Below are 12,416 nucleotides of genomic sequence, written 5' to 3' on the forward strand. Positions count from 1 at the left end.
TTTTTTAGTCAGCCACACTTTTAAGAGAAGTGCAATTGTTATCTAGCTTTCACTTACTATAAGCCTTATATTCTATATCTCTGTACAGCTATTGTACTATTGGTAAAACACCTAGTTTTTCTTACCTTTTTGCCCTGGAGTCTCTGGTCCCTCACTACTTAAAAAGAACCATTTCCCGTTGGATTTCATCCAACCTTTTTTCATGTCGCCTTCTTGAGTTGGTCTCAACCATTTAGCGTTCGAATTAGCACCACCAAATTTCAACGTACCATTGTCATTTAGTGTGTATTTTTTCCCATTCCATTCAATACGACCTGTTTGCATTTCACCGTCTTCATTGTAGAAATACCAGTTTCCATCTACATATACCCAACCAGTTAGCATCGGTTGTTCTTCCTCTTGAACAATTCGCCCTTCTACCTCAGGTGACACAGGACTATTCTTCTCAAGATATGAAGTGAATACTTCAAAGTCAACCACGAATAATTCAGTGATACGACCTTCTTCTTTCGCATTCTTAAACATTGTATATCCGTCTCCACCATTTGCAGTAAAAGCATTAGTAGCGACTGTATACATCATTTCTGGATCAATGGCTTCGAATCCATTATCCGTCTTCACTTCTACAAACCATACTCGTTCCCCGGCCGGCTTGTTTACATCGTACTTAAAGTTAATTCCTGATACCTGAAGGAATTCACCCGGTGCGTCTGTTCCTTCTACTCTAGATACGCTGTGCTCCAGGGCGTCTAATATCTCTTGACCTGTTAGGTTAAGGGTAACAAGGTTGTTTCCAAAAGGCATGGTTGTTAATACTTCTCCAAGTGTGATATCCCCTGCATCAATAGAAGCACGGATTCCACCACCATTTTGAAGAGCAATATGTGTCTTCACAGATTCGTTTGCTTTTGCAACCATTCCGTCTGTGATTAGGTTTCCAAGGTTTGTTTCTTTTCTTCGTACATCTCCACGCTCTCCATTAAGGACAACGTCTGTTTTTCCAACCACTTCTCTTTTCAATTCTTCCAGTGGTGCTTTATATTCGTTTACCTTTGCAAGAGCATCAGCATCTTGTTCATAGTTCTTAAGATCAAGTACTTCACCACTATGGTTTGTTACGACACCCTCTGCATTGAAGGTTACATCTAGTAAACCAAGTAGATTTAAGTACTCACCAGCTTGTACAATGAGAGTCGGCTCCTCTTTCTCAATCACTACCGGTTCATCAAGAACAGTATGAGAGTGACCACCAACGATAACATCAATTCCATCTACTGCTTCTGCTAGATCCAGGTCATTTGAATAACCTAAATGCGAGAGAACGATAATTTTATTGATGCCTTCACTTTGAAGCATTTGGATTGTCGCATTTGATTTTTCAACTGCATTTTCAAATACTACATTCTCCCCTGGACTTGAAATGAATTTTGTATCTGGAGTTGTTAATCCGAAAATCCCTACTTTTTCTCCATCTACTTCTTTAATCATGGCCGGGTAGACATTTCCACCTTCGCCAGGAGTACCGATTTCATTTTTAAATATTGGTTCTAAATCTGTATCCCCTGTCACGGTAACGTTTGATGATACCATTGGGAAGTTCATTTCTTTAATAAAATTCGCAAGTGTTTTTGAGTCTTTGTCAAACTCATGGTTTCCTAATGTCATGGCGTCATAGCCAAGCTCATTCATAAACCAAAGATCTGCAAGACCTAAATACTGACGGAAGTAAAGTGTTCCAGAGAATACATCACCTGCGTCTACTAGCAATGTGTTTTCTTTCTCTGCACGCACTTCGTTGACTGCTGTAAATAAACGTGGATAGCCTTCAACATGTGCATGAGTATCATTTGTGTGCATGATAGATAGTTCAAAATCAGTAGATTCTACCTCTTGGACGATTCTACCTTCTACTTTAGGTGACACTGGACTGTTCTTTTCAAGATATGAAGTAAAGACTTCATAGTCCACTTCAAATAATTCTGTGATACGACCTTCTTCTTTCGCTGCTTTGAACATGCCATATCCGTCTCCACCATTTGCTGTAAAGGCGTTGGTAGCGACTGTGTACATCAGATCCGGATCGATCGCTTCAAATCCATTGTCTGTCTTCACTTCTACAAACCATACTCGTTCTCCAGCTGGCTTATTTACATCGTACTTGAAGTGAATACCTGATACTTGAAGGAATTCACCTGGTGCGTCCGTTCCTTCTACTCTTGCAACACTGTGTTCCAGTGCGTCTAAGATCTCTTGACCTGTTAAATCAAGAGTGACAAGCGTGTTTCCAAATGGCATAGTTGTTAATACTTCACCTAGATTAATGTCTCCTGCATCAATAGAAGCACGGATTCCACCGCCATTTTGGACCGCAATATGAGTTTTCACTGATTCATTTGCTTTCGCAACCATTCCATCTGCAATGAGATTTCCTAGGTTTGTTTCTTTTCTACGAACGTCTCCACGCTCACCATTAAGGACCACATCAGTTGAGCCTACAATTTCGCTCTTTAATTCTTCAAGTGGAGCTTTAAATTCGTTTACTTTTGCAAGTGCATCTGCATCTGCTTCGTAAGATTTAAGGTTGAGTACTTCACCACTATGGTTTGTTACGACACCCTCTGCATTGAAGGTTACATCTAGTAAGCCAAGTAGATTTAAGTATTCACCAGCTTGTACAATGAGAGTCGGCTCTTCTTTCTCAATCACTACCGGCTCATCAAGAACAGTATGAGAATGACCCCCAACGATGATATCAAGTCCATCTACTACCTCAGCTAGATCTAAGTCATATGAATATCCTAAATGAGATAGAGCGATGACTTTATTAACACCTTCATTTTCAAGCATCTCTATTGTCGCATTTGATTTTTCAACCGCATCTTCAAATACTACATTCTCTCCTGGATTAGAAATAAATGCAGTATCCGGAGTTGTTAATCCAAAGATTCCTACTTTTTCTCCGTCCACTTCTTTAATCATGGCTGGATAAACACTTCCACCTTCGCCAGGAGTACCGATTTCATTTTTAAATAATGGTTCTAAATCTGCATCACCCGTAACGGTTACATTTGAAGAGACCATCGGGAAATTCATTTCTTTAATGAAATTCGCTAGTGTCTTAGAGTCTTTGTCGAACTCATGATTCCCTAATGTCATAGCATCGAAGCCAAGTTCATTCATGAACCAAAGATCTGCAAGACCTAAATACTGACGGAAGTAAAGTGTTCCAGAGAATACATCACCTGCGTCTAATAACAATGTGTTTTCTTTCTGTGCACGCACATCGTTAACCGCTGTGAATAAACGCGGATACCCTTCCACATGAGCATGTGTATCATTTGTATGCATAATGGATAGGTTGAAATCATCATTACTTGAAGCTGTTAAGTCAAACTGTCCAATATAAGCATCATGGTCACTTGCACGACCGTGCTCTTCCATATAAGGAGAGTTAAAGTTTACAATATCGTATTCTGCACCCGCAGCTAGTTGGTTAGATACAAGCATGTGATCAAGGACTTGAGCATTCCCTTGATACGTATAAGTATATCTTTCTTCAGCTGGGAGAGTTTCAACTAAGTTTGTTAATTCAGAACCTTCTAATGCTTGTAATGGCGCTGAATATTCAAAATCGTTTAAGTCTCCCATTACAACCACATTTGCTTCTTCGTTTTTGGAGAGAATATCTGCTACAAAGTTATTCACAATGTTTGCAATTTCAAGTCGCTGCATTTCACTACCTAGTGTAGGTGGTTGATTTTTCCCGAATAAAGGCTCATCTCCACCTTTGGAGTTAAAGTGATTGTTAATAACAATGACGTCTTCCCCATTAAAGTTGAACTGAGCCGCTAAAGGTTTACGACTATCATTAAAAGCAGCATTGGTAGGATCGATTCTTCCTGGGTTAAACGTTAGTGCACCATTTTCATATGCAACTGCCGTTGTTGCGTCACCCTTCGTTCCTTCTGCTAGTGTTACCCGTTCAGGATTGTAAAGATAACCAACACGGATATTCCCACCTGGAATACCACCATCGGTTTTATCCTCAGGTGCTATTTCGGTCCAAGCATATGTCGGTCCACCAAATCCAGCAATGGCATCACTTAGTGCTTTATAGTTTGCATCAGCTACTACGGTACCATCATCTGTTGTTCCACTTTCATCTAACACTTCGACTAATCCAATGATGTCAGGAGAGTGTAAGTTCTCTACCATTGATTTTGCTAGTTTGTCTCGCTTTGCTGTATCAGAAGCAGCAAAGTTTTCGATGTTGTAGCCAGCAACCGTTAACTTATCATCTGCTTTTTCAATGGTTGTTACTTCCGAAGTAAATTCACGCTCTGTAAGTTCTGGAAGGCTTGCTTCTTTTACTAAAATTTTAAAGTTACTGTAGCTATAACTAACAACTCCTGTAACAGTTCCATTAAATACATCACCTGTTTTAGCAACATAGTCACGATTATCTAATAATAGGAACATTCTTTCAGGGTTTTGATTTTCCTTCGTTAAAAGAGGAGCTCCCTCTTTTGTATATGCTTTCCCTTCAACTTCACCTGTGATAACTGGAACTTCTCCATACTTTTGAGGTCCAGTAACAGTTGGATTGTTAAGAGCAACAAGCATACCTTCTATGCTTTCATAAAAATCAATTCCATCTTCTTGAGGATCAAACGTACCTAATTGGTCGTTATCGATTACTTCTGTTGGAGGAATGACATCTTCTCCAACTACCAATGCTTCAGGAAGATCATTAGCATTTGAAGTAATAATCACATTACCATCTTTGGCATTGATTTCTGTCATCGCTAAATCCGTTTGTAGTTTTTCAGAGTAACCATCTAGGACCCATTCTTTTACTTGTCCATCAACCGTTACTGCATCTCCTACATTTACATTGTGAGATGGTTTGTAAACCAGGATACCTTCTGACGTCTTATCATTTTCATCAGGTGTTTCATCCTGCATATAGAAATTACTTCCATCAACAACATGTGTTACGATGCCTTCTACTGCTTTTACATTTTCTGAAACATAAGGTGATGTATGTCCTTCACCTTGAATATCACTTATTTCTAATCCTTCAATGCCTTCAAATGGTTTTGGTTCTTCTGGACCTTCACCTTCAAAAGTCATTGCGGAAGCATTTTTTAATCCTGGAACACTATAATAAGCAGTCAGGTCTCCTGTAATAATAACCTTTTTACCAATATTCCCTGGATTTGTTTGCAAACCAAACTTCGCTCGGAAAGTAGATGGTAATTGAACAGGTAGGATTTTTGAAGCATCCTTTTCACTTGGGGAATCTGCAATGGCGAAATTATAATCATTACTATACGGAGCCTCAAAATCATAACTGTTAGTACCAGTTGTATGGCCAACAATATATCCAGCTACCGTCCCAGTACCACTGTTATTGTCAATAGCCTCTTGAACGGTTAAATATGTTGATGCTGAAGCCAAGGATCCCAATGGAACAATATAACTTACAAGCATGGCTAATATAGTTGTAACGATAAACAACTGCTTTTTCATTATTTTCAACCTAGTTCCTCCTCAAATTCAAAGCTCTGAAACAGGCCAATATTCTATTATTTTACCTATTTCACTTTAAACCCATTCCTAGACCTCTTTGCCTAAGGCACCAATAATCTATGGTATTATTGAAAGCGCTTACTTTCATTTTTATACCGTTAGTAATTTCTTTGTATGTAACCTATTAGTGCCAAAAATACGTAGAGAATAGCACAATTTTTAGCGCGAAAACCTACCTATTTCAAAACACCTCCATTTTTTTCACATTCAACCTAGTTTGTAGAAATATGTAAAACTAAGCTCTATGCTAAATATATCATTTTTTCTATAAATATTAAGAACTATTTAGAAGATTTGCAAAAACGTTACTTAAGGTTCATATTTTTGAAATAAACGAAATAAAATATGAAATATTTGAGATTTTTTGTTTTTATACAATTAAAGTGAAAAGCTCTGACTTCTACTCCTTACTCTCTTTTTAATGTAAGGTACACTAATGTATCATTCTTTTTGAGATGGGTATAATTACCCAAAATGAAATGAAATAAAATTGAAATAAAATAAACATTTTATGACAAAATTGGTGTATAATTTCTTTTGTAAGTTAATTTTAGGAGGAATTACGTATGTCAATTATGAGTAAGCAAGGTTTAACTTCTGAAGAGCTCCAACTATTAAGCTCTGAAATGTCTAAGAAACAAAAATCGTCTGGAACTACATGGCTTTTATGGTTCTTCACGGGTGGTTTTGGTGGTCATAGATTCTATCTTGGAAAAACAGGCTCTGCTGTTGCTATGCTTTTAACTTTAGGTGGTTTAGGAATCTGGACTTTTATCGATTTATTCTTAGTAAATGGGATGGTAAAATCAACTAACGAAAAAATCGAAAGTGATGTATTATCTGAAATTAAACTATATAAAAACGCTAAGAAAAATTCAGAAGTTGCTGCTGGCTTAGAGTAAGGACCTTTAACTATATGAATAGTGAGTTAAATAAAAGAGACCTAACTTTAGACGAGCTAGTCTATTTAGAGTCTGAAATGATAAATAGAAGAAAAAGTAAAGACGCTGCATGGGGTTTATGGGCTGGTTTATCTTTCTTTGGTGCCCATCGGTTCTTCACTGAAGACTATAGATATGCGAGCGCTATGTTTCTTACTACATTTATACCGCTATTAATCGTGGTAGCATCTTTATTTAATGAAACCTATAACTTCATTTTCAATTTTTCGTTATTTCTCTTATTTTCTTCCGTTATTTGGAGCTGGATAGATGCCTTCTTTCTAAATGCCAGAATCACAAACTACAATGAAAAGGCTGAAAGAGCAGTATTACAATCCATTTTGAATAATAGACGTTTATAATTGATACCACTTTGAAATTATATTATTTTTCTTTTCCTAAAAAAAAAAGCTAGAAATGAAACCCAACGAAACTGGTTTTCATTATAGCTTTTTTCATTTTATATCTCTTTTAAGTTTATAGTGATTTCCTATGAATCCTTCCCCTCCTGTCTTTTTTAGCTGGATTCTCTTTAATCTTCTACATTTATTAATGATTTTAATTTACAAAAAACTCCAATATTAGAGCTTCTCTATTTCATCCACTCAGGCTTCCCAAACCCTTTAAACTCTTCATCTATTACTTCCTCAAATTCCGCAGCTTCCACTACCTCTTTAATATCCTTTGCCAGCTGTGAATCTACATCCTTCGTGTTCACTACCACTCGGTTTCTATATTGATCAGGCATGTTCTCTAATTGAATTGCATCTAATAAATTCATATTAGCTGCCAGTGCGTAGTTTCCAGGAACAGCTGATAAATCCACACTGTCCACAGATCTTGGAAGCTGCGCTGCTTCAATTGGTTTGAATTGCAGGTTTTTCACGTTTTGATCAATGTCTTTTTCTGAAATTGTCAATGGATCTGTGTCCGGTTTTAAGGTGATCAATTTTGCGTCCTCTAAGATTTGAAAGGCACGCGCCGCATTGGTTGGATCATTGGGAATAGCGATGGCACTTCCTTCTTTTATGTCTTCGATAGAATTAAATTTTTGCGAATAAATACCCATTGGCGCAGTCGGTACTACAATGACTTCTGACAACTCTAAATTGTGCTGCTTTGCGAAGGTTTCCATGTAAACCTTATGCTGAAATAGATTAGCATCCAAGTCTCCTTGAGCTAATGCATTGTTTGGTTGGATATAGTCACTAAATTCCTTTACTTCAACTGTATAACCCTTTTTTTCTAATCCTGGTTTGATAGCTTTTGTGACCATGTCACTATATGGTCCCGAGGTTGCTCCAATGGTCACTTCTTTTTTACTTTCTGAACCTGCTTCTTTCCCACCGCACGCTGCTAAAAAGCTAACCGTTAACGCTAATACTACTAATAAACTCCACTTTTTCATTTGAGATTCCTCCTGTTTGTTATCGTTTATCTACTAATCTGGCAAAAATATCTCCTGTATATTGAATGAGCTGAACTAAGCAAATTAAGATGACCACGGTGGTAATCATCACCGTATTATCATAGCGATAGTAACCAAAGCGAATGGCTAAATCACCAACGCCGCCTCCACCAACAATGCCTGCCATGGCGGAATAGGCAACTAAACTGATCGTTGTAATGGTAATGGCTTGAATCACAGCCGGTCGCGCTTCAGGGAGCAGTACATCCTTGATGATCATCCAGGGACTAGCCCCAACTGAAACAGTAGCTTCAATCACACCTTTGTCGACTTCCCTTAACGCGGTTTCAACCATTCTCGCAAAAAAAGGAACACCTGCAACAGATAGTGATACCGATGCAGCGGTTGGACCAATCGTCGTTCCTGTTAAAAGCTTTGTTAATGGAAGAAGTGCGACTAATAAAATAATGAATGGAATCGAACGAACCATATTGACGACAAAACCGACGGCTTTTTTGATCAAGTTATTTTGTAGAAATAGCCCTTTGTCTGTAACAAATAACAGAATACCCAATGGCAAGCCTGCGATAATGGCAACGACTAAAGATATGCCCACCATATAAACTGTTTCAAAAAACGCTTTATTCAACTCTGGCAAAATAGCGGTCAATGAATCAGGCAGCATGATGGAGCACCTCCAGACTTTGGGTTCTTGCTGTAATATAGCTGATTGCCGCTTCGATTTCTGAGGAGTCTCCAATAAGCTCCATAATGAATATCCCCAGAGGAATTTCTTGAATGTATTCAATCTTCCCATGAAGAATATTGCCTTGCACTTTGTACTTTTGAAACACTTCCGAGACGACACTTTCTTCTGCAATCGACCCTTTAAATTGAATTTTGATGAGCTTTCCTTTTCTCGTATGTAGCAAATGGGATGGCAACTCAAATTGCAGGATGCTTTCGATAAACTGCTTTGTTAAAGGTTGTTTTGGTTGTGCAAAGAGATTATACACGCTGCCTTCTTCAACAATTCGGCCGTCCTGCATAACGGCCATCCGGTCACAGATTTCTTTGACTACTTCCATTTCATGAGTGATGAGAACAATGGTTAAGCCTAGTTCTTGGTTGATTTTTTTGAGTAACTTTAAAATTGACTTGGTTGTGTTCGGGTCAAGAGCAGATGTGGCTTCATCACATAGAAGGACCGATGGGTTGTTGGCAAGTGCGCGAGCGATTCCCACCCTTTGCTTCTGGCCACCACTAAGCTGTGCAGGATAGGCGTTTGCTTTATCCGACAAACCTACCATATCTAACAGTTCCGTAACCCTTGGTTTTATTTTGGATTTTGAGATCTTCGCCGCTTTTAGGGCAAAGGCTAAATTGTCATAAACCGTTTTCGATTTGATTAAGTGAAAGTGTTGGAATATCATACTTGTTTTCTGACGAGCCAGACGCAGTTCTTTTGACGAAAGATTTGTCAGGTCCACTCCATCGATGCGTATTTCTCCTGAAGTTGGTTTCTCTAAGAGATTCAAACATCGAATCAAGGAGCTTTTTCCTGCGCCGCTGTATCCTACAATTCCGAAGATTTCTCCTTTCTGTATGGTGACCGAAACATTATCCACACCAATGACCGTTTGCTTTTTGGACTTGTATTCTTTTACTAGATTGCGAATCTCAATCATTCTTCCTCACACCCCTTTTTGACAATAAAAAAATGCTTCTTTCAACTGAAAGAAGCATCGCGTATGGTTATCGATTATCTTTCAGAATGAAATCATTCTGCAGGAATTGGCACCGTTCCACACTGTGGAGGTTGCCGGACGTCATAGGGCCTGATCCCTCGGTCACTCTTGATAAATGAGATTATTAAATTTTTAGAATTTTTTATCTTATAGAGGATAATACTGGGTTTTATTTTGGAAGTCAACAAGGAATTTTTGTTGGATTATAGTGTAAGCGCTGTCTTTGTTGTGGCGTTGCGAGTTGTGGAATTTTTGTTAATAATAATCGGTGATAGTTGATGATAAGATACTATTGTTGATAATATAATCGTCCCTTTTTTGGAAGTTGATAATAAAAGTTTGATAGTTGATAATAAATCCTTAAAAGTTAAAAATAAAATCGTCATTCTCGATAATAAAAGCCTGAGACCTTTTCAAAAATTCTGTTAAAAGGGATTTTTTGGCCATTTATATAGTTTTTTGTAGGGAATTTACTATCTTTATCCAAAATACAGAGGGTTTTGGACGTTTTCTACTCAAATTCTCCAAAAAAAGTGCTCCCCTGGGAACCTCATCCCAAGAGAGTACTTTTTCATCCTAAAGCACATCATAATCCGTTACATTTCGTTCCACCACACGAGCTCCTTCGATGCTAACAAACGCACCATTCGAGCTTCCGAATACGTTGGTTGCGATCAGATTGTCCATTGCTGCCTTCACTTGCACCGTATCAATCGGCTCTACCGGATCATTGACCGTTACTTTCCCTGATTTTCCAGAGTCTGTTTTAAATTGCAGTTCCAATACCTTTGCCATTGTCCTCTACCTCCTTTCTATAAAATTCTCCCTTCACCATTAAGCATTAATATCAAAGTTTTGAACCTTTTCTACTCTGAATAATCCTTTTGAAGAAAGGCCAGTTAATGATTGAGATGCGCTGAGCATATCATCGGGAGTCGCTCCTCCATTAATATAGCTGTACGACTTGTACTGAAATTTCGGATTCCCTTTCTCATCCAAGCCATCATTGTAAGCAAATCGCAGCTTCGTAGCCTTCAAATCCGCTGTTGCCATGTGCCTCACCTCCTTTCACCTTCTATATAGGAGGTGAAAGCAGAAAAGGACACCCATGTTAAAAAAAGAAGAGGGACGGACCTTCCGCCAAAAGCGGAGGTCCGTCCCTCTATTATTAATACAATTTCCCTTGTCGATATAGTACCGTTGAGAGTTTCATTACGGAATGGATGTAGCAGTTTTGGCGAAGTGGGAATGGGTCGCCAAAGAATAATGGTAGGACGGTGTCCATAGTTGATTTCATTTTTTCGTATAGGTGGTTAAATACTTGTTCTTCTGTGTAGTACTGGGTTTCTCGTCCTTGAAGCCATTCGAAATAAGAAACGATTACTCCGCCTGCGTTGGCAAGGATATCAGGGATGATAATCACGCCGTTGTCACTGAGATGCTTGTCGGCTTCAGTTGTGACTGGTGCGTTTGCTCCTTCTACGATGATTTTCGCTTTGACCTTTTCCACATTATCCTTGTGAACCTGATCTTCGAGTGCTGCTAACATCAAGACATCTACATCGAGGTAAAGTACCTCTTCTCGATCTTGAATTTCTGCTGTTACCTCAATGTCATTCAGCTGTTCGTCCGTCGTAGGAAGATCTCCTTTATTTTTCATCGTGAACTCCACTAACGCCGGAATATCAAGTCCATCAGCATTATATAAAGTCACATTTCGATCACTCACAGCCACAACCTTATTCTGTAAATGGGTAGACTGATGAGCCTCAAGGGCAGCTACCGAGCCAACATTCCCAAACCCTTGTACAGCAATTGTTAAGGGGCGGTTTTCAAATCCTAATGCCGTTTTGGCAAAGACATTGTCTGTTTTCTGAAGAAAGCCCTTTTGGTCCCTCACAAAATCATGAACTAAATAACGGAAGGTAAAGAAAACGCCTTTTCCTGTGGCTTCTCTTCGGCCTAATGAACCACCGTTGACAACGCTTTTCCCTGTAAAGCTTCCGCGATACGGCAAGCCCGGCTGAATGCTTTTGTACTCTGCCATCATCCAGTCCATTTCACGTTCTCCTGAGCCCATGTCTGGAGCAGGAATATCCTTATCAGGACCTAATACATCACTAAAATATTGAACATATTTTCTGGAAATCAGGTTGAGCTCTTTTTCCGAATAATCCCTTGGGTTAATGATAATTCCGCCTTTTCCACCACCAAATGGAACATCATGAAGAGCATTCTTCAATGTCATGAGAGAAGCGAGGTTCACAACCTCCTCCTCATTTACCATCTCATGAAAACGAATCCCACCCTTGTACGGTCCCAAAGCATTATTATGTTGGACTCGGAACGCTGGAATTCTTTCTACCTTGCCATTTTCCAATAAAATTCGGAGAAATGATTTATGTATGTGATTTGGCGTTGACAGGATAGAAGTCATTGAAGTAAACGCTTTTTTTCTGGTCTCACCCGTAACCTCCGGTAAAAAAGACTGATCTTCAAGTAAAGCATCTAACGATTGTTGAACAATCGCTCTTGTTTGGCTAATCATACCTTTACCCCCTCGTATTGTCTGCGTGCCTCTTAATTCATTATTACCATTTATTATGAGAATACCCTTCTAGTCATAGTTGAAACGGGTTATGTAGAAAATTATTGAAGCTTAGGGGGAAAGAGGGTCATTCTTAGAATGTATAGTTTAAAGATATTAAAAAAATGATAAAGCCAACC

General features: G+C 38.7%; 9 protein-coding genes and 1 riboswitch. Of the genes, 2 read left to right on the top strand and 7 right to left on the bottom strand.

What is annotated here, in order from left to right:
• Nucleotides 1-111 precede the first annotated feature (111 nt).
• A complete protein-coding gene (locus tag IQI_RS13160) occupies nucleotides 112-5,532 on the bottom strand; it encodes a 5'-nucleotidase C-terminal domain-containing protein (RefSeq protein WP_231893425.1) in 5,421 nt (1,806 codons plus the stop codon).
• Nucleotides 5,533-6,158: 626 nt separating this feature from the next.
• Between IQI_RS13160 and IQI_RS13165 the strand changes: the two genes are divergently transcribed.
• Entirely contained in the window at nucleotides 6,159-6,494 is a 336-nt protein-coding gene (locus tag IQI_RS13165; protein WP_064093103.1) for a TM2 domain-containing protein, read from the top strand.
• Between the two features lie 14 nt (nucleotides 6,495-6,508).
• Nucleotides 6,509-6,895, top strand: a complete 387-nt coding sequence (locus IQI_RS13170) for a TM2 domain-containing protein (RefSeq protein ID WP_064093104.1) — start codon at nucleotides 6,509-6,511, stop codon at nucleotides 6,893-6,895.
• 230 nt (nucleotides 6,896-7,125) lie between these two features.
• Here the strand turns inward: IQI_RS13170 and IQI_RS13175 are convergent, their stop codons facing one another.
• The 6 genes from IQI_RS13175 to IQI_RS13200 all read right to left on the bottom strand — a co-directional run bounded on the left by IQI_RS13175 (nucleotide 7,126) and on the right by IQI_RS13200 (nucleotide 12,237).
• Nucleotides 7,126-7,941: a MetQ/NlpA family ABC transporter substrate-binding protein gene (locus tag IQI_RS13175; RefSeq protein WP_064093105.1), complete on the bottom strand. Its 816-nt coding sequence runs from the start codon at nucleotides 7,939-7,941 to the stop codon at nucleotides 7,126-7,128.
• Nucleotides 7,942-7,960: 19 nt separating this feature from the next.
• Nucleotides 7,961-8,626, bottom strand: coding sequence for a methionine ABC transporter permease (locus tag IQI_RS13180; RefSeq protein ID WP_064093106.1), 666 nt, complete (start codon nucleotides 8,624-8,626; stop codon nucleotides 7,961-7,963).
• Complete coding sequence (locus tag IQI_RS13185) at nucleotides 8,616-9,629, bottom strand: methionine ABC transporter ATP-binding protein (protein WP_064093107.1); 1,014 nt, start codon at nucleotides 9,627-9,629, stop codon at nucleotides 8,616-8,618. The genes IQI_RS13180 and IQI_RS13185 overlap by 11 nt, the downstream gene beginning before the upstream one ends.
• A gap of 71 nt (nucleotides 9,630-9,700) precedes the next feature.
• Nucleotides 9,701-9,807, bottom strand: a riboswitch (SAM riboswitch).
• A 458-nt stretch (nucleotides 9,808-10,265) separates the two neighbouring features.
• Entirely contained in the window at nucleotides 10,266-10,484 is a 219-nt protein-coding gene (locus tag IQI_RS13190; protein WP_064093108.1) for a DUF2922 domain-containing protein, read from the bottom strand.
• A gap of 39 nt (nucleotides 10,485-10,523) precedes the next feature.
• Nucleotides 10,524-10,742, bottom strand: a complete 219-nt coding sequence (locus IQI_RS13195) for a DUF1659 domain-containing protein (protein WP_064093109.1) — start codon at nucleotides 10,740-10,742, stop codon at nucleotides 10,524-10,526.
• A 115-nt stretch (nucleotides 10,743-10,857) separates the two neighbouring features.
• The gene (locus IQI_RS13200; protein ID WP_064093110.1) at nucleotides 10,858-12,237 is read right to left on the bottom strand and encodes a Glu/Leu/Phe/Val family dehydrogenase; all 1,380 of its coding nucleotides are present in this window, start codon (nucleotides 12,235-12,237) and stop codon (nucleotides 10,858-10,860) included.
• Nucleotides 12,238-12,416: the final 179 nt, after the last annotated feature.

Source organism: Rossellomorea aquimaris TF-12 (assembly GCF_001648555.1).
Lineage (GTDB): Bacteria > Bacillota > Bacilli > Bacillales > Bacillaceae_B > Rossellomorea > Rossellomorea aquimaris.

Excerpts from the sequence above, each read along its gene's own strand:
- IQI_RS13160 (WP_231893425.1), bottom strand. The coding sequence starts at position 5,532 with ATGAAAAAGCAGTTGTTTATCGTTACAACTATATTAGCCATGCTTGTA.
- IQI_RS13165 (WP_064093103.1), top strand. The coding sequence starts at position 6,159 with ATGTCAATTATGAGTAAGCAAGGTTTAACTTCTGAAGAGCTCCAACTA.
- IQI_RS13170 (WP_064093104.1), top strand. The coding sequence starts at position 6,509 with ATGAATAGTGAGTTAAATAAAAGAGACCTAACTTTAGACGAGCTAGTC.
- IQI_RS13175 (WP_064093105.1), bottom strand. The coding sequence starts at position 7,941 with ATGAAAAAGTGGAGTTTATTAGTAGTATTAGCGTTAACGGTTAGCTTT.
- IQI_RS13180 (WP_064093106.1), bottom strand. The coding sequence starts at position 8,626 with ATGCTGCCTGATTCATTGACCGCTATTTTGCCAGAGTTGAATAAAGCG.
- IQI_RS13185 (WP_064093107.1), bottom strand. The coding sequence starts at position 9,629 with ATGATTGAGATTCGCAATCTAGTAAAAGAATACAAGTCCAAAAAGCAA.
- IQI_RS13190 (WP_064093108.1), bottom strand. The coding sequence starts at position 10,484 with ATGGCAAAGGTATTGGAACTGCAATTTAAAACAGACTCTGGAAAATCA.
- IQI_RS13195 (WP_064093109.1), bottom strand. The coding sequence starts at position 10,742 with ATGGCAACAGCGGATTTGAAGGCTACGAAGCTGCGATTTGCTTACAAT.
- IQI_RS13200 (WP_064093110.1), bottom strand. The coding sequence starts at position 12,237 with ATGATTAGCCAAACAAGAGCGATTGTTCAACAATCGTTAGATGCTTTA.